The following is a 16,874-nucleotide window of genomic DNA, read 5'->3' on the forward strand; positions in this document are numbered from 1 at the left end:
TCCTATGTCGCGAAGGAGCCGGCAAGCGACCCCATCGTCAGCGCCCAGCCATCCACCAGCACGAACAGCAGCAGCTTGAACGGCATGGAGATGATCGTCGGGGACAGCATCATCATGCCCAGCGCCATCAGCGTGGAGGCAACGACCAGATCGATGATCAGGAACGGCAGGAAGATCATGAAGCCGATCTGGAACGCGGTCTTCAGTTCCGACGTCACGAAGGCGGGCAGCAGGATCGAGAAGGGAATGTCGGCGGGCGATCGGACGGCGGGCGCTTCAGCCAGATTGGCGAAGAGCTTGAGGTCGGTTTCGCGCGTCTGCTTGGCCATGAAGCCATGCAGCACCTTGCCCGAGCGGCCCACGGCTTCCTCGATGGAAATCTGCCCCTTGCCATAGGGGTCAAAGGCCTGCGCGTTGATCTGGTCGACATAGGGCCGCATCACGAACAGCGACAGGAACAGGGTCAGGCCTACCAGAACCTGATTGGGCGGCGTCTGCTGCAACCCCAGCGCCTGACGCAGCAGAGACAGGACGATCAGAATACGGGTGAAGCTGGTCATCATGAGCACCAGCGACGGCAGCACCGTCAACAGGCTCATGAGGATCAGGATTTGCAGGCTCAGCGACAGCGAGCGGCCATCGCCCGAAATCTGCCCCATGGCACGGGTCAGCGCGCCACCATTGTCGGCGGGGGGGGCAGCCGGGGCGGCCTGCGCGAAGGCAGGCATGGCGTAGAGCAGCGCTGCAAGCAGCACCACCAACACAACCCACTTCGTCATTTCCGCGAAGGCGGGAATCCATCCCCGGACCTCGCATCCAGACGCACCTCTCAGGAGATGGGCTCCCGCCTTCGCGGGAACGACAGCATCAGCGCCCAGCACGATAGGAGTCGCCTTCCGCGATCTTCTCGATGCGGCCGCGGGTTACGGACAGCAGGATCTTCTTCCCCTCGAACTCCACCACGGCGAGCTTGCCGAAAGTCCCCATCGGCAAGGCTTCCAGCACCTTCAGGGAGCGGTCATTCTGCCCGACCATCATGCCGGGCTGATATTTGCGCCACAGCCAGAGTGCGCCAAAGGCCATGCCCCCCACCAGCGGCAACAATATCAGCAGCTTGACGAAGTACCAGATCATGAACGGGCTTTCGCGACTAGAGTGATTTCAAGTCAGACGGACCTGTCTGACGACTCGGAAATCACGGTAAACAAAATCCATAAATCGGTTCCGGATCAATCAGAACCGGCACGGATTCATGGTTAATTTGCCAAGCGGTCTGCCAATTATAGCGCGCAAGGCAAGCGGTAATTGTTCACCCGCGCCGTTCAACGCCCGCCAACCGCGTTTCGGTCGCCGCGATCTCGACGATACGGACGCCGTAGCGCCCGTTCACCGTCACCACCTCGCCCTTGGCGATCAGTGCACCGTTCACCATGATGTCCAGCAGATCGTCGGCCTGCCGGTCCAGTTCCACCACGCTGCCCTCGGCAAGGTCCATGACCTGCGCCAGACGCAGCGAGGTCGATCCGACCTCCACCGACATGCGGACGGGAATGTCCGCCAGCAGCCGGAACTGGCGGTTGTTCACCATGCGGCTGATGCTGTCCTCGCCCACATTGTCGAGGCGCGGGGCGTCGCTCATATCGCTCATTGTTCGGATCCCTGTACAAGCTTTTCAATCTGGAATGCGGCGCGGCCATCCTGTTCGCCGATCGAGCCATGGGCGACGATGCGGTCGCCCACGATCAGCGGCAGGCTGCGGTTGATGGTAACGGGAATGACGTCTCCGGCCTTGAGCTGCATCAGCTCGGCCAGCGACAGATTGGGACGCGCCAGCACCGTGCGGGTGGACAGCCGGATGTCGCGCATCCGCGTGGCGATGCGCCCCTGCCAGACGGGATCGGCGCGTTCCTCGTCCACCGGCATCTTCGATCCCATCAGCGGCTCCACGGCACGCAACGCGGCCAGCGGGAACAGCAGGTCGACCGGCCATTCATTGTCGCGGCTGATGCTGAGGGTGAAGCGTTGCAACACCATCTGCTCGCCCGGCTGCGCGGCGGCGGCGAAACCCACGCCGGTCTCGCGCACGATCAGCCCCGGCTCGATCGCCAGCATGTCGGCCCAGCATTCCACCAGCCGGGCCATGAAACCATCGGAAATGCGCGCGATCAGCCGGTCCTCGGTGGGCGTGAACTCGCCGCGCTGGGCCAGCGGACGATTGCCAATGCCGCCATAGAAGCAGTCGACCAGCGTCGAGATCATCGCCGCGTCCAGCCGCAGCAACACCTGTCCCTTGAGCGGCGCCAGGCGATAGACGCCGATGCTGGCGGATGCAGGCACCTCGGCACTCCAGGCGCCGAATTCCAGCGCCCGCGCGTCCCGCGTGGTGACAAGCGGGCGCGCCCCGGCAATCGGCTCGATCAAGGCACGAAGACGCCGGCCGAGCTTTTCGCCCAGCCGGTCCAGCCCTGAAAGCATCAGCGGCGCCTGCGATTCCACCCGCCCGAAGGCGTAGGCTTGAACGTCGGTCATTTTGGTCCCCTGCCGTCACAGGCGGGGGACTTCCCGCGCATTCAGGCAGCCCTATTGAATAACGAAATTGGTAAAATAAACGTTATCGACGCCACCATAGCCCGTCTTTTGCTTCAAAATGTCGTTAATGATGGTCTTGATCTTGCTCTGAAGCGCCCTTTTGCCCTCCGGCGTGGAAAGCGTCTCGACCGGCTGTTCGGCGAGCATCATCAAAACCTGACTGCGAATCGCCATCTCATGGGTCTTGATCGCCTCGACCACGCGAATGTCATAATAGGTCGAAATGGCGATGGAGATCTGCGCAAACGCATCCGTGTCGGACATGTTCGAGGTGAAGGGCGTCTGAAGCTGGAAATAGGTCGCCTGATAGGCCGCCGGGTTGGCCGGGGTCGGCAGGTCGATGCCCTTGGCCGGAATGTGGACATTGGAGGGCACATAGCTGCCGCCGCCGCCACCGCCATGGCCGCCTTCCTTTTCGCCACCGCCGCTATAGCCATGGGCCTTGGCGACTTCCTCCGCGCTTTCGCCCGCCAGGACGAGCACGGGCTTGTTCGGGTCTTCCTTCGGCCCTTCTTCCTTCGGGCTGAAGAAACCGGCGGCATAGAGGCCGCCCGCCGCCCCCGCACCGCCGACCACCATGGCGACGACGATCAGCAGGATCATCTTCATGCCCCCGCCCTTTTTCTTTTTCGGCTTCGCGTCGTCACTCATGAAAATCGGTCCCCCGTCTTAATCAGGCATAGCGCGCGCTTATGGCGTCATTGCCCGCCCGGCGCGCATCGTCATGGTTAAGAACGGCCGCATCGCCGGAATTTTTAGGGGCAAAGGCGCTATTTTCGCGGGCTTGCCACCGGCCCTGCCCCTGTGCCTGGCCTTGGGCCTGACCCTGGGATTGCGCCATGTTCTGACTGTTGGTCCAGCCATTGGCGGTCTGGGATGACTGCTGCTGTGATCCCTGCTGGCTTGCGCCGTCCGCCCGCGCCGCTTCCGCGACATGGGGCGCCCGTTCGATCTTCACTTCGGAAATGCGCACCGCCGACAGGCTGGCGTCAAGGCGCAGCCGGTCGCTGTCCTGACGCAGCGCCGTTTCGGCCGCCTCGCTGGCCACGGTCAGGCTGACCGCCGCACCGTCGCTGCCCTGGCGGATATCGACCTGCACCGGACCGAGCTGGTTGGCATGGATCTGGAAACGTCCTTGCGCCCCGTTTGCCGAAAGCCCGGCGATGTCGCGGGCCAGACCGTCGATCCACTGGCCGGACACGCCCATATCGACCACCTGCGCATCCAGGCTGGCGGACATGTCGACCACGGGCTGATTCGCAACAATGGACGGAGCCGCCGTGAGGATGGCAGGCTGCGCCGGTGCGGGCTGGGGCGCGGCATCGTTCGCGACCGGCTGAAGCGGCGCACTGGCAGCATCGCTGACGGGGGCAGCATGCTCCGCCTTCGTGCGCACGGTGGCCGAAACCTGCTCTCCCACGCGAGCGGGCGTACCCGGTGAACGAGCATTCAACTGATCGCGCACCAGCTGCAGCAGGGTCAGGGCTTCGGCCTTCATCGGCTGCGCTTTGACGTCCGGCGCCGTGGCCAGCGGTTGATCGGGCAGGACCGGCTTGTCTGCACTCGGAACTTCTTCATTACCCAGGGAAGATTGGACCGCCGTCGCGACCGGGGCGCTGACCGGAACGGAGGCGGCTGCCGCCATAACGGGTGCGTTGTCCGGCGCGATGATACGTTCAGCGCGGAGCGGCGTCGCCGGTTGCGGAGCAACTGCGGCAGGAGCAGGCACGATCGGGGCGTCCTGCTCAACGGCGGGCGCGTTCACTTCCTCCTGATCCTCTGGCCCCGCCTGGGGCATGACGACAGGAAAAGCCGCGGCGTGCCGCGAAGGCATGGGAGTTACGTCCTGAACCGGGACATCCTGAATCGGCGCGGGCGCGACAGCCTGCTGAAGCGGCGCGGCCTGCGGTGCCATGACGACTATCGGCATGGGTGTCGGAACGGGCGCAGCCGGAACGCTATCGCTGGACGGTTGCGCCGCATCATCCTCGCTCTTGCTATCACTGTCCGGTTTCGCCTCCGGCTCTTCGTCCTTTTGAGCGATGGGCGCCGGCACGACCGCCGGCGCGGACTGCGGCACTTCGGTCTTTTCAGCCAGATGCGGTGCCTTGGGCAGTTCCAACGGCTTCAGTTCCGGCGGTTCAGGGCTTGCCGCATCCGTCTCGACAACGGGTGTGCCCTGCACATCGTCACCCTGAGGGGCAGGCTGCGCCGCAACAGGTTCCGTCAGTTCAGCCTCGGCAGGCGGGGTTTCAGTGGGAACAAGCTGCGTCGCCTCGTCCACCTTCTTCGCGATGCCCGGCGGCAGTGGCAGAGACGGTGCGCGGTGCGTCTGGATGGCGTTCAGTGCCGTGGCGAGGCCGTGGGGCAGCGGGCTGGCGACTTCAGTCGGCATGGCGCCTTCCTCGACCGTCTCCGTCAGGTCAGGCGTGATAGCCAGCGCCGGTGTTGCCGCCACCGCCGGGGTGCCGGGCGCCCCTTCCATCGTGCCATTGAGCAGGCTGGCAAAGTCGGTCGCCCCTTCCCCCGGCATGGCCAGCACAGCCGTCCCTTCGGTCGGCATCTTGGTGGCCGCCGAGGAAAAGAGCAGGGCCTTGAGGCTGGTCAGCATGTTCACGTCAGACATCTCCTGTCCTCTGCATCCGGCGATAGCGCGGCAGGGCCGCGAGCTTGTTTTCCCGCCATTCCTCCAGGTCCGCGCGGGCGCGATCCTTGAGCTTCACGGCGATTTCGCGATCCCGATTGGCCGCGAGGCTGAGGCCTTCCTTGACCTCCACCTTGCGGCGCGCATCGTAGAGCGCACCATCCAACTGACGCCCCGCCTGTTCCAGACGGCCCGCCAGTTCCTGCATCGCTGCAAAATTCGCGCCAGTTGCCATGCCCTGGCCCGAAAAAAGATCGTTGCGCACATTGCGCAGCCGCTCGACATTGCGGGCGATACCCTCCGCCTCGTCGCGGGCGCGGGCGGTTTCGGCCACCGCCATGGCGTGCTGCACATGACGGACGCGCAGCACGCGGTTGCGGCGGGCGACCTCCCCCTTCATGCGCCGAACTCAGCGATCAAGGCGTTGGCGCTGGTGTCGAGGTCGATGAAGCTCTTCTGATCCTGCCGGATGAAGTCGAGGATTTCCTGACGGCGCTGCACCGCCTCATCGATCACCGGATCATTGCCGGGGCGATAGGCGCCCATCAGGATCAGGTCGCGATTTTCCTCATAGGCGGCCCAGAGGCGGCGATAGGCGGCGGCGGCCATGCGATGCTCGTCCGGCACCACATCGGCCATGACGCGGGAGAGCGACTTGCCGATGTCAATGGCGGGGAAGATCGCCTGTTCCGACAGATGGCGCGACAGCACGAAATGCCCGTCGACAATGGCGCGGGCGGCGTCGACGATCGGATCGTCGGTGTCATCACCATCGGCCAGCACGGTATAGAGAGCAGTGATCGATCCGCCGGTGCGGGCATCGACGCCCGCCCGCTCGACCAGACGCGGGATCAGCGCGAGGGCGGAGGGCGGATAGCCCTTCATCGCGGGCGGTTCGCCCAAGGCCAGCCCGATTTCGCGCTGGGCATGGGCGCAGCGGGTCAGGCTGTCGATCAGCAGCAGCACCTTCTTGCCCCGCGCACGGAAATATTCGGCAATGGCGGTTGCGCGGGCGGCGGCGCGCAGGCGCAGCACCGGCGGATGGTCGGCGGGCACGGCAACGACAATGCTCTTGTGCATCGCGCCCTTGAGTTTGGTTTCAAGGAAGTCGCTGACCTCGCGGCCGCGTTCCCCGATCAGGCCGGCGACGACGATATCGGCTTCGGCGCCCTGAATCATCTGGCCCATGAGGACCGACTTGCCGACGCCCGAGCCTGCGATGATGGCGATGCGCTGGCCGCGCCCGGCGGTCAGCAGCGCGTTGACAGCGCGCACGCCCAGATCGAACGGCTCGGTGACGCGGCCCCGGTCGAGGACATTGCCCTTCACCCCGTTGAGCGGCCACGCCCCGCCCGCGATGATCGGCCCCTTGCGGTCGAGCGGCTGGCCCATGGCGTCGATGACGCGGCCGATAAGGCCATCGCCCACCTGCACCATGCTTGCCTGGCTGTCCGGTTCCACCCGCGCGCCATTTTCCAGCGGCGCGTCGGCGTCGAGCGGCACGAGCAGCGTCTTGTCCCCGCGAAAGCCCACCACCTCGGCGCGGCAGATCGTCCCGTCCGCCGCGATCACCCGCGCACCCGCACCGATGGGACGGCGGAAGCCGGTGACTTCCAGCATGCCCGCATCATGGCTGACCAGACGGCCGACATGGCGCGGCTGGCGGTTCTGGACCTGCATATGGTCGAACAGCGTCTCCGCCTGAGCCAGCGCAGCGCGGATCATGCCTTTCCTTCCATATCGTCGAGCAGCGCGCGCAGGCGGGACAGGCGCACGTCCGGGCCGTCCTCCACCCAGCCATCGGCGGTTTCCAGGCGTACGCAGCCGCGCTGCATCGTCCCATCCGCGACCAGCCTGACGCCGATGCTCTCGCCTTCCAGCAGCACGATATCGTCGGGGTGCAGGTGCAGCGCACCCTTCTCGTCATGATCCTCGATAAAGGCGGCGACGCTGTCGCAGCGCTGCAGCAGCCGTTCGATGTCGATCTCCACCTCGCCCACGATCTGCTCGACCAGCCGCACCACCGTGGCCGACAGCATGGTGGACAGCATGCCGCTGGGCGCGGGCGCCAGCAGTTCCAGCGCTTCGGCCAGACGCCGGCGCGCTTCGACATCGGCGGCGTTGGCGTCCGCCGTCACGCGGCTGCCTTCTTCAAAGCCCAGGGTGAAGGCCTCGATCCGTGCCTGCTCCAGCAGATCCTCTCCGCTTTCCGGCGCCGCATCATGCACCGGCTGACCGGGCGCCGCGTGCGCCGGCGTGAACAGGTTGCGGAAACCGCCGCTCGTCACCTGCCCCATGCCGCCCAGCGGAACGCTGGCGATCTCAAGCCCGTTCGCGGCCCAGCCCTTATACAAAGTCGTTCCCCTTGCCGCCCAGCATGATGGTGCCCGCATCGGCCATGCGGCGCGCGGTGGCGATGATCAGCTTCTGCGCGTCGATGACTTCGGCGAGGCGGATCGGACCGCGTTCCTCGATCTCGTCAGATATGGCCTGTGCGGCGCGCGCCGACATCGACCCGAAGATCTTCGCTTTCAGCATGTCGTTCGCGCCCTTCAGCGCCACGACCAGCACCGCGCTGTCGACGGTGCGCATCAGCGTGCCCAGATTCTTGTCGTCCATGTCGATCAGATTGTCGAAGACGAACATCTCCTCCTCGATGGTCTGGGCGACCATCTTGTCGCGCTTGGCGAGCGCCTTGATGATGCGCTGCTCATTGTCCTTGCGGACATTGTTCATGATCGCCGCCGCCTCGATCGTGCCGCCGCGCTGCGATGCGCCGCCCTGCTTCTTGGCCATATTGCCGCGCAGCAGCAGCTGCTCCAGGTCATCGAGCGCCTCGTTCGACACAGGCCCAAGCGTCGCGATGCGGTAGACGATCTCTTCCTGATATTCGACCGGCAGCAATTGCAGCACATCAGCGGCGATCGGCGCTTCCAGATGAGCGAGCACGATCGCCATGATCTGCGGATGTTCCGCCTCGATCAACGCGGCGATTTCCTTGCCATCCATCCATTTCAGCATTTCCAGCTGGGTCGAACGGGTCGGCGGAGTGATGCGCGCCAGCATGTTCTCGGCCCGCTCCTCGCCCAGCGCCTTGGTCATCGCGCCCCGGATATGACGCGTCGCGCCATAGCCGATGGTCGTGCGCTTCTTCGCCTTGGTGACGAAATGGTCCAGCGCCTCGTTGACTTCCTCGACCGCGACATCCGCGACGTCGTACATCGCATAGCCAAGCTGGCGGACTTCCTCCGGCTCCAGACGGGACAATATCTGCGCGGCCTCATCCTCGTCGAACAGCATCAACAGGACGGCGGCGGCGGCGCTGCCCTTCAGCGCCGGGGTGGCGACTTCGGCGGCCTCAGGCATTTTCCTTCTTCCCTTCCTTCAGAAGGTCGCGGACGACGAGCGCGGCACGGTCGGGGTCCTGCTTCACGAAATTGCGGATCAGGTCGGCACGCTGGGCGTAATCGTAAGTGGACGAGATCATGTCGAGCGTGACCGGCATCGAACCATCAGGGTTCACCGTCGCCTGACGGCCGATCTCGGTCGAGATCTCGCGGCCGATCTTCTGCCCCTCTGCGGCAACATCCTCGGCGGCGGCGGTCTGGGCAGCGGCGCGGCGCTTGAGCAGCGGGCGGCCAATGCCGAAGATCAGCAGCAGCGCGACGAGCAGGGCGGAGACATTGCGCACCAGCGGCGAGACCCATTCGGCCTCATACCAGGGCGCCTTGACCTCTTCCTCCTTGGCGAAGCTGCGCGAGGACAGCGCCACCACGTCGCCACGGGCCTGATCGAAACCCACCGCGCCCTTCACCAGCGCTTCGAGGGCAGCGATTTCCTGCGCGCTGCGCGGCTTGCCGTCCGGGCCATTGTCCAGCGCGACGGCGACCGACAGGCGCTTCACCGTGCCGATGGCGTCCTTGGTCACGGAGACTTCACGGCCCAGCTCGAAATTGCGGTTGAACGTCTCTTCCGTCTTCATCAGCGGATTGGGCGGCGTACCGGGCTGGGCGGCGGTCTGCGCGCTGGTGGTGCCCTGCGCCACGGCCTGACCATTGGGATTGGTCTGGGTCACGGTCGGGTTGACCGGCGCCTGATTGCTGAGCGCGCCCGGAATACCGCTGGCCTCTCCTTTGCCCTGACCGCGCGGGTCGGATGCCCAGGTGCCGGTTTCGCTGCGCAGCCGCGCCTCGTCCTGCGGATAGGTTTCGCGGGTCGCCTGACGCTCGGCAAAGTTCAGCTCGGTGTGCACCTCGGTCGAGAATTTGCCTGCGCCCAGAATCGGCGTCAGCAGCGCGATCACCGACTGGCGATAGCGATCCTCCATCCGGGTCTGGACGGCAAGCTGGCGGTCGTCGGCGGCATTGCTGTCATTATTGCTGATCAGACGGCCATTCTGATCGACGACCGAAATATCCTCCGGGTTCAGCTCGGGGATGGAGGAGGCGACCAGATGGACGATGGCGCTGACCTGCGCGTCGGTCAGCTGGCGGCCCGAAGCGAGCCGCAGCATCACCGAGGCCGAGGGCTTGGAGCGTTCGCGCAGGAACACGCTCGGCGGCTCGACCGCCAGGTGCACCTTGGCGCTTTCCACGCTGTCGATCGCCTCGATCGTGCGGGCCAGGTCCATTTCGCGGGCCGAACGCAGCTTTTCACCCTCGACGGCGCGCGACGCGCCCATGGGCAGGCTGTCGATCATGCTGTTGCCGTCGGGCGCGCTCTTGGGCAGGCCTTGCGCGGCGAGCATCATCTTCGCCTTGAAATAATCGCCCTCGCCAACAGTCATGCCGCCCGCATTGTCGAAGTCGTAGCGGATGCCATTCTGATCGAGCACCTGCGCCACCGCCGACTTGTCGGCATCGGGCAGGGCGCGGAACAGGTCGCGCTGCGGCGGCTCGCGCAGCGCCAGCCAGGCCGCGCCAGCCGTCGCGACGACGCCCAGCAGGCCCAGCAGCGGCAGGCTTTTCGCCACGGCCGGCTGCTTGAGGAAGCCGGTGAAGCGCGCCTTCAGCGCATCGACGCCCTTGGCGCCGCCAAAGGCGGCGGGGCTGGTGGCGGGAAGAGCGGCAGCGCCGCCAACGTTCGTGGTGAGTGCGTTCTCGCTCATATTACACCGGCATGCTCATGATGTCCTTGTAAGCGGACAACAATTTGTTGCGGACCTGAAGGGTGGCTTCGAAACTGACCGACGCCTGCTGCTTGGCCAGCATGACCCCGGCAATATCGGTGGTTTCCCCCCGTTCGAACGAGGCGGCTGCTTCACCCGCCTGATTTTGCAGGCCATTGACCTGCTCCAGCGCCGATTTCAGCGCGTCGGTAAAGCCGCCCGGCGCGGTGGCGCCATTGGTGCCGACCGCAGAGCCCGTGCCGACATTGCCGGTTTGGGCGACGTCACGCAGCGCGGCGTTCCTCTGAAGGATGGCGTTGCGGATCGCCATCACGCTGTCGGTGGGGGAAATGCCGGACATGCCCTATCTCCCCTCAAGCGGCCAGTTCGCGCATCTCGGCGAGCCGATAGCGCAGGGTACGTTCGGAAATGCCCAGCTTGCGGGCGGCGGCGGCGCGGTGGCCATCCGTCTCGCGCAAAGCGGCGCGGACAGCCTCCAGTTTGGAGTTATGCGCAACGTCGCGCAGGCGGATCGGATCGGCGGGCGCCAGAACCTGCTCCACCACGCGAAGCTGCGGCGCGCCGGTGATGTGCAGGTCGTCGGCGTCAATGCGATCGCCCTCCCGCAACACGACGGCGCGCTGAAGGACATTGCCCAGTTCGCGGGCATTGCCCGGCCAGACATGGGCGGCAAGCTTGCTCAAGGCCGCTGCGGTCGGCCAGACGAATTCCGGCTGGCGCAGCAGCATGGCAGCGGCGATCGCCGTCACGTCGCCCGGACGTTCGGCCAGCGGACGCAGTTCCAGCGGCATGACATTGAGGCGCCAGTAAAGATCTTCGCGAAAGCGCCCGGCGGCGACTTCGGCGGCAAGGTTGCGGTTGCAGGCCGCGATGATGCGGACATTGACCGGAACCGGATGAGTCGCGCCGACCGGCAGCACTTCGCCTTCCTGCAGGGCGCGCAGCAGCTTTGCCTGAAGGGCAAGCGGCAGTTCCGCGATTTCGTCGAGGAACAGCGTGCCACCGTCAGCCGCCAGGAACAGACCTTCCGATGCATTGGCCGCGCCAGTGAAGCTGCCCTTCTTGTGCCCGAACAGCATCGCTTCCATCATGGTTTCGGGCAGCGCCGCGCAGTTGACGGCGATGAAGTCGTGGCTGACCCGGCCCGACTGGGCGTGAAGGAAGCGCGCCATGCCTTCCTTGCCGGTGCCGGTGTCGCCCTGAATGAGCACGGTCGCGTCGCTGCGGGCGACACGCCCCGCCAGCGTCATCAGGCGGGCGCTGGCCGCATCCCCCACGGCGGGCAGCGCCGCGGGACGAGCGAGTTCGGCGATCAGCGCGAAAGCGAAACCCATATCCTCCAGACCGAAGGCAACACGCGCGGGCAGGCCGTTGGCGGCAGGCACCAGCGAGGGCGCGCCGTCGATCAGGCTGATCAGAATGTCACGATGGGTCGCATGGCCGATTTCGGTCGCCAGCAGCACGCGCCGATTATCCCGCTCAACACCCTCCCGCCCTCGCGGGCTTTGCGCGTCCACGATGCGCACGGTAAAGAACGCATTTTCCAGCCAGTGCTGCAGGCCCGGAACAAGCGCGCAGACTCCTCGGCTCACGTCGAGTGATGACATGAACTTGACCCCATGTTTTTGGCTGGCTTGTACCCCCGTACGTCCCAGACCCCTTCGATGGGTTGAAACTGCCCGTCCATGGTTAGCATATGGTTAATGCGGCAAACCACTTGCCGCAGAACGGCAATTTTTTTCCGCCTGCCCGGAACTTTTTGCCGACTTCCGTAAGGCGCACCTGCGTAAAAGGCCGATTTTCCGGGCGTTTCAAAGATTTTTCGAAAAAAATTGCACTGGCCCTAAAAGCTTTTTCCCGGCCGCCGTTATCCCCTTTCGAGGCCGCAAGCAGCCTGATGGCAGCGACCTGATAGTGAACGGAAAGGGATTATCATGACTGTTATCGGAACCAACTCCTCGGCGCTGCGGGCTCAGAACGCTTCGGCCATGGCCAACAAGGCTCTCAGCACCGCGATGGAACGTCTGTCGACCGGCAAGCGCATCAACAGCGCGAAGGACGACGCCGCCGGCCTCGCCATCGCATCGACCATGACCTCGCAGATCCGCGGCATGACCCAGGGCATCCGCAACGCCAATGACGGCATCTCGCTCGCCCAGACGGCGGAAGGTGCGCTGGGCGAAGTCGGCAACATGCTGCAGCGTATGCGTGAGCTGACGGTTCAGGGCCTGAACGGCACGAACGACACGAAGTCGCAGGGCAACATCAAGAATGAAATCGACCAGCTGGGCAAGCAGATCGACTCGATCCTGAGCAAGACCCAGTTCAACGGCAAGGACCTGTTCTCCGCGTCCGCCCCGGCGACGATCGACATCCAGGCCGGCGCCAGCGGCACCGACACCGTGTCCATCACCCTGGGTCAGCTCGACCTGTCGGCTGTCGCCACCTCGGCCGGCGGCGCATTGAGCGGCACCGTGGCCGCTCCGGCTTTCGCAGCTGCCGACCTGACCGCCTATGACACGGCGCTGGAAACCGTGGCGACCAAGCGGGCCGACCTCGGTGCGGCGCAGAACCGCCTCGAATCGACGGTCAACAATCTGACCGCAAACGTCACCAACCTGACCGACGCCCGCAGCCGCATCGAAGACGCCGACTTCTCGGCTGAAACGACCGCCCTCGCCAAGCAGCAGATCCTGAGCCAGGCCTCGACCGCGATGCTGGCCCAGGCCAACCAGAGCCAGCAGGGCGTGCTGAAGCTGATCAGCTAATCACTGGATTGACCGGCTGAGGTCTTGGTCACCTCAGCCGGTCATATCGCCCCCGGCACAATAACGGTCCCCACCGTGCCGGGGGTAACCACTTCGATGAACGACCAGAACCGAAGCCTCCGTCCCCCCGGGCGGAGGCTTCATCCTATTTGTGGATCGGTTCGGGATCGAAACACTTGCTTTGGCGGTTGTCGCATCCATGATGCCCAACATGACCAATATCGATCGGCGCATGATGATCGCCGCCTCCGGCGCAGCACTGCTGCTTCCCCGCCCCATCTTTGCCCAAGGCAGGGCCGACGCTTTCTCCTGGGATATGGTGATCGCCCGCGCGCAGCGGCTGACCCGGACGCCCTTTGTTGTTACGCCCTTTTTCCCCGGTGCCGACAAGATCGGCTATGACGCCTTCAACGAGGCCCGCTTTCGTGATGAGCGGACCATCTGGAACGACAGGGGCGACGATACCGGGATTCGCCTTTTCCCCTTGAGCAACACGGTGCAGCAGCCGGTGAAAATCGCGCTGGTGGAAAGGGGCCGGGCGACGCCGCTGCGCTACGATCCCGACATGTTCGACGCCCCGCCCGGCAATGCGGTGCGCAAGCTTGGCCCCGATGCCGGCTTTTCCGGCTTCCGCATCATGAACGCGGCACGGGACGGCGACTGGCTGTCCTTTCTGGGCGCCACCTATTTCCGCGCGCCGGCGGAAAAGCAGTTCGGCCTGTCGGCCCGCGCCGTCGCGATCAACACCAGCATCGCAGGCAAGGAGGAATTTCCCCGCTTCACCCATTTCTGGCTGGAACGGACCGGGCGCAGCAGCGTCACCGTCTATGCGCTGATGGACAGCGCCTCGCTGACCGGCGCCTTCCGCTTCGCCAACATGCTGACGCCGCAGGGCGTGCGGCAGGATGTCGACGCCGTGCTGTTCGCGCGCAAGTCCATCACCGAACTGGGGCTGATGCCGATGACCAGCATGTTCTGGTACGATCAGGCCGACCGTCGCACCCGCACCGACTGGCGCCCGGAAATCCACGACAGCGACATGCTGTCCATCGCCAACGCCGACGGCACCGCCCATTGCCGCCCGCTGGTGAACCCTTCCGTCCCGCGCGTCGATGTCTTTGCCGAACGCGATCCCAGGGGCTTCGGCCTGCTCCAGCGGGACCGCGATTTCGACCATTATCAGGATGACGGCGTCTTCTATGAACGGCGCCCCTCGCTCTGGGCGACATCGCGCAAGCCGCTTGGCGCCGGGCAGGTGCGGCTCTATGCCTTCCCGACCGACAGCGAATATACCGACAATGTCGCGGCCTATTGGACCCCCACCGCTTCACCCCGCGCAGGGAGCCGGATCGAGGCCAGCTACCGGCTCGACTGGTCCGCTGCCCGCACGCCCGCCTCAACCGGCCTCGCCACGGTCGAGAACATCTGGACCGGACAATCGGGCGAAGCCGGGGTCGAACGGTTCCTGGTGGATTTCGCCGGGGTCCCGGCGCAGACCCGCCCCGACATCTGGGTCGATCTGGCAGGCGGCACGCTGGTCAAGAAGGCGGGCTATCCCATTCTCCACCAGAAGGACATGTTCCGCATGGTCCTGGATATCCGTCGGGAAAAGGGCAGGCCGACCGATATCCGCGCCCAGCTAAAGGCTGGCAATCGCCCGTTCAGTGAATATGTGCATTACCCGCTGGGCGCCTGAACGACAGGCCAGAAGGAACCAGCCGGCCAACCGGCCGTTCTGATAACGGGTTTCAATCGACAATGGATTGAGCGAAAATGGGTCGGACAAAAACGGATCAGGCATGAAGGCGACGGGTGGCGTGAACAGGGATAAGGCAAGCGGATCGGCGCCCGGCCGGGCGTTCGAGCATCTGCCGGCCGAAAGACGGCTGGCCATGCCCGCGCAGGATTTCGCGGCGACCCCGCGCGACCTGCCGCACCGCCCGTTCAACCTCGACATCTGGGCGCGGCGGATGCTGGTCGTGCTGCTGGCGCTGCTGCCTGCCTCCATGGCGGCGCATGAAATGCGGCGGTCCATCGGTCTGGACGGCATTTCCGCCTGGGAGGGGGTGTATCTGGCCCTCTTCATCCCGCTTTTCGCCTGGATCGCCTTCGGTTTCGCCACCAGCCTGATCGGGTTCCTGCTGCTCACCATGGGCAAGGGACAGGGCGTCCGCCCCTACCGCGCCCGCCCGACCACCCCCCTGCGCGGACGGACGGCGGTGCTGCTGCCCGTGTGCAATGAGGATTTTCAGGGCGTGCTGGGCCGCCTGTCCGTGATGGAACGCTCTCTGGCGCAGGTGATGGGCGGCGAACGCTTCGAATTTTTCATCCTGAGCGATTCCAACCCGGACAATGGCGAGATTGAGCGCGCAGCCTATCTGAAAATGTACAAGGGCTTCTCCCGCCCCGTCCATTACCGCCGCCGCGCTCTCAACATTGGCCGCAAGCCCGGTAATATCGCGGAATGGGTCGAACGCTTCGGCGGCGCTTACGATTATATGATCGTGCTGGACGCCGACAGCGTGATGAGCGGCCAGACCATGGCGCGCCTTGCCGCCGACATGGAACGCCATCCGCATGTCGGCCTGATCCAGACCGTGCCCTCGATCGTCGGCGCGTCCACCTTCTTCGCCCGCTGGCAGCAGTTCGCCAGCCGCCTTTTCGGGCCGATTTCCGCCGCCGGCATGATCTGGTGGGCCGGATCGGAAGGCATGTTCTGGGGCCATAATGCGATCCTGCGGACAAAGGCTTTCGCGCAAAGCTGCGGCCTGCCCGAACTGCCCGGCCGCGCGCCCTTTGGCGGCCATATCATGAGCCATGACATGATCGAGGCCGCGCTGCTGCGCCGTCGCGGCTGGGACGTGCATATCGTCATGGCCGACGACAGTTTCGAGGAATTTCCGCCCTCCCTGCCCGACCTCGCCACCCGCGACCGGCGCTGGTGCCAGGGCAATATCCAGCATGTGCCCCTGCTGTCGAAGATCAAGGGCATGCACCCGGTCAGCAAGTTCCAGCTGTTCGTCGGCGCTTCGGCCTATTGCACCTCGCCGCTCTGGCTGGCGCTGATGCTGGTGGTGCTGGGCGGCGCGACGGCGGGCGTCTGGCCGCCGAGCGCGATCCTGCCCTCGGGCAGCCTGCTGGCGCTAACCGCCGTGCTGCTGTTCGGGCCGAAGCTGCTGGCGCTGCTCTGGGCGCTGGCCGATCCGGCGCGGCGTATCGGCTTTGGCGGCGGCGTGCGCATGACGCGCGGCGTGATCGCGGACATTGCGCTGTCGATCCTGATGGCGCCGGTCAGCATGTTGACCCAGACCATCAACCTGTTCGGCATTTTGATGGGCCGCAAAAGCAGCTGGAACGGCCAAACCCGCGACCGCGACGGCATGGCGATGCTGCCGGCCATCTGGCTGTTCAAATGGCATATCCTGCTGGGTGCAGGGCTGACGCTGCTGGCGGTCAAGTCCCACACCTCATTGGGTTGGGTCATGCCGGTTGTGGCGGGTCTGGTGCTGGCGCCCTTCTTCGCGGCCTTCACTGCGCGCAAGGATCTGGGCACCCATGTCGCGAAAAGCGGCCTGTTCCAGGTGGCCGAGCCTTGGTGGCGGACGCAGAATTACCAGAAGACGCGCTATCGCCAGTTGCAGCTGGACAATGCCCCCATGAAGGACTTTTCCAACGCGGCCAACGACAGTTGAACAGCATTTTTTAAATCGTCATTCCCGCGAAAGCGGGAATCTATCTCCTGGGC

General features: G+C 65.2%; 16 protein-coding genes. 3 read left to right on the plus strand and 13 right to left on the minus strand.

Going from position 1 to position 16,874, the window contains the following annotated elements; translation table 11 throughout:
* Positions 1–2: 2 nt before the first annotated feature.
* The 13 genes from fliP to HUK73_RS10985 form a co-directional block, all read right to left on the minus strand.
* Positions 3–779: a flagellar type III secretion system pore protein FliP gene (gene fliP / locus HUK73_RS10925; protein WP_176591925.1), complete on the minus strand. Its 777-nt coding sequence runs from the start codon at positions 777–779 to the stop codon at positions 3–5.
* An 88-nt stretch (positions 780–867) separates the two neighbouring features.
* Entirely contained in the window at positions 868–1,134 is a 267-nt protein-coding gene (locus HUK73_RS10930; RefSeq protein ID WP_176591926.1) for a flagellar biosynthetic protein FliO, read from the minus strand.
* Positions 1,135–1,309: 175 nt separating this feature from the next.
* Entirely contained in the window at positions 1,310–1,648 is a 339-nt protein-coding gene (gene fliN, locus HUK73_RS10935; RefSeq protein ID WP_176591927.1) for a flagellar motor switch protein FliN, read from the minus strand.
* Positions 1,645–2,529, minus strand: a complete 885-nt coding sequence (locus HUK73_RS10940; protein ID WP_176591928.1) for a flagellar motor switch protein FliM — start codon at positions 2,527–2,529, stop codon at positions 1,645–1,647. Before HUK73_RS10940 ends, fliN begins: the two co-directional genes overlap by 4 nt.
* Positions 2,530–2,580: 51 nt before the next feature.
* On the minus strand, positions 2,581–3,240 hold the full coding sequence (gene fliL, locus HUK73_RS10945; RefSeq protein ID WP_176591929.1) for a flagellar basal body-associated protein FliL: 660 nt from the start codon (positions 3,238–3,240) through the stop codon (positions 2,581–2,583).
* A 22-nt stretch (positions 3,241–3,262) separates the two neighbouring features.
* Entirely contained in the window at positions 3,263–5,215 is a 1,953-nt protein-coding gene (locus HUK73_RS10950; protein WP_176591930.1) for a flagellar hook-length control protein FliK, read from the minus strand.
* Positions 5,208–5,633: a hypothetical protein gene (locus HUK73_RS10955; protein ID WP_176591931.1), complete on the minus strand. Its 426-nt coding sequence runs from the start codon at positions 5,631–5,633 to the stop codon at positions 5,208–5,210. The genes HUK73_RS10950 and HUK73_RS10955 overlap by 8 nt, the downstream gene beginning before the upstream one ends.
* Positions 5,630–6,958 carry a FliI/YscN family ATPase gene (locus tag HUK73_RS10960; RefSeq protein ID WP_176591932.1) on the minus strand — a complete coding sequence of 443 codons (1,329 nt, stop codon included), beginning with the start codon at positions 6,956–6,958 and terminating at the stop codon, positions 5,630–5,632. Before HUK73_RS10960 ends, HUK73_RS10955 begins: the two co-directional genes overlap by 4 nt.
* Entirely contained in the window at positions 6,955–7,530 is a 576-nt protein-coding gene (locus HUK73_RS10965; protein WP_176592925.1) for a flagellar biosynthesis protein, read from the minus strand. Before HUK73_RS10965 ends, HUK73_RS10960 begins: the two co-directional genes overlap by 4 nt.
* A gap of 49 nt (positions 7,531–7,579) precedes the next feature.
* Positions 7,580–8,599, minus strand: a complete 1,020-nt coding sequence (fliG, locus tag HUK73_RS10970) for a flagellar motor switch protein FliG (RefSeq protein ID WP_176591933.1) — start codon at positions 8,597–8,599, stop codon at positions 7,580–7,582.
* Positions 8,592–10,340, minus strand: a complete 1,749-nt coding sequence (gene fliF, locus HUK73_RS10975; RefSeq protein ID WP_176591934.1) for a flagellar basal-body MS-ring/collar protein FliF — start codon at positions 10,338–10,340, stop codon at positions 8,592–8,594. The genes fliG and fliF overlap by 8 nt, the downstream gene beginning before the upstream one ends.
* A gap of 1 nt (position 10,341) precedes the next feature.
* Positions 10,342–10,701, minus strand: coding sequence for a flagellar hook-basal body complex protein FliE (gene fliE, locus HUK73_RS10980; protein WP_176591935.1), 360 nt, complete (start codon positions 10,699–10,701; stop codon positions 10,342–10,344).
* A 13-nt stretch (positions 10,702–10,714) separates the two neighbouring features.
* Entirely contained in the window at positions 10,715–11,968 is a 1,254-nt protein-coding gene (locus HUK73_RS10985; RefSeq protein WP_176591936.1) for a sigma-54-dependent Fis family transcriptional regulator, read from the minus strand.
* Between the two features lie 327 nt (positions 11,969–12,295).
* Here HUK73_RS10985 and HUK73_RS10990 point away from each other — a divergent pair, with 327 nt between their 5' ends.
* The 3 genes from HUK73_RS10990 (at position 12,296) to mdoH (ending at position 16,821) form a co-directional block, all read left to right on the plus strand.
* Complete coding sequence (locus HUK73_RS10990; RefSeq protein WP_176591937.1) at positions 12,296–13,129, plus strand: flagellin; 834 nt, start codon at positions 12,296–12,298, stop codon at positions 13,127–13,129.
* A gap of 211 nt (positions 13,130–13,340) precedes the next feature.
* A complete protein-coding gene (locus HUK73_RS10995) occupies positions 13,341–14,825 on the plus strand; it encodes a glucan biosynthesis protein (RefSeq protein WP_176591938.1) in 1,485 nt (494 codons plus the stop codon).
* 103 nt (positions 14,826–14,928) lie between these two features.
* A complete protein-coding gene (gene mdoH, locus HUK73_RS11000; RefSeq protein WP_176591939.1) occupies positions 14,929–16,821 on the plus strand; it encodes a glucans biosynthesis glucosyltransferase MdoH in 1,893 nt (630 codons plus the stop codon).
* Positions 16,822–16,874 lie beyond the last annotated feature (53 nt).

Source organism: Sphingobium sp. EM0848, assembly GCF_013375555.1.
Lineage (GTDB): Bacteria > Pseudomonadota > Alphaproteobacteria > Sphingomonadales > Sphingomonadaceae > Sphingobium.

Coding starts and splice junctions, on each gene's coding strand:
- fliL (WP_176591929.1), bottom strand. CDS start 3,240: ATGAGTGACGACGCGAAGCCGAAAAAGAAAAAGGGCGGGGGCATGAAG.
- HUK73_RS10960 (WP_176591932.1), bottom strand. CDS start 6,958: ATGATCCGCGCTGCGCTGGCTCAGGCGGAGACGCTGTTCGACCATATG.
- fliG (WP_176591933.1), bottom strand. CDS start 8,599: ATGCCTGAGGCCGCCGAAGTCGCCACCCCGGCGCTGAAGGGCAGCGCC.
- HUK73_RS10995 (WP_176591938.1), top strand. CDS start 13,341: ATGACCAATATCGATCGGCGCATGATGATCGCCGCCTCCGGCGCAGCA.
- mdoH (WP_176591939.1), top strand. CDS start 14,929: ATGAAGGCGACGGGTGGCGTGAACAGGGATAAGGCAAGCGGATCGGCG.
- HUK73_RS10950 (WP_176591930.1), bottom strand. CDS start 5,215: ATGTCTGACGTGAACATGCTGACCAGCCTCAAGGCCCTGCTCTTTTCC.
- HUK73_RS10990 (WP_176591937.1), top strand. CDS start 12,296: ATGACTGTTATCGGAACCAACTCCTCGGCGCTGCGGGCTCAGAACGCT.
- fliP (WP_176591925.1), bottom strand. CDS start 779: ATGACGAAGTGGGTTGTGTTGGTGGTGCTGCTTGCAGCGCTGCTCTAC.
- HUK73_RS10955 (WP_176591931.1), bottom strand. CDS start 5,633: ATGAAGGGGGAGGTCGCCCGCCGCAACCGCGTGCTGCGCGTCCGTCAT.
- HUK73_RS10930 (WP_176591926.1), bottom strand. CDS start 1,134: ATGATCTGGTACTTCGTCAAGCTGCTGATATTGTTGCCGCTGGTGGGG.
- HUK73_RS10940 (WP_176591928.1), bottom strand. CDS start 2,529: ATGACCGACGTTCAAGCCTACGCCTTCGGGCGGGTGGAATCGCAGGCG.
- HUK73_RS10985 (WP_176591936.1), bottom strand. CDS start 11,968: ATGTCATCACTCGACGTGAGCCGAGGAGTCTGCGCGCTTGTTCCGGGC.
- HUK73_RS10965 (WP_176592925.1), bottom strand. CDS start 7,530: ATGGGGCAGGTGACGAGCGGCGGTTTCCGCAACCTGTTCACGCCGGCG.
- fliF (WP_176591934.1), bottom strand. CDS start 10,340: ATGAGCGAGAACGCACTCACCACGAACGTTGGCGGCGCTGCCGCTCTT.
- fliN (WP_176591927.1), bottom strand. CDS start 1,648: ATGAGCGATATGAGCGACGCCCCGCGCCTCGACAATGTGGGCGAGGAC.
- fliE (WP_176591935.1), bottom strand. CDS start 10,701: ATGTCCGGCATTTCCCCCACCGACAGCGTGATGGCGATCCGCAACGCC.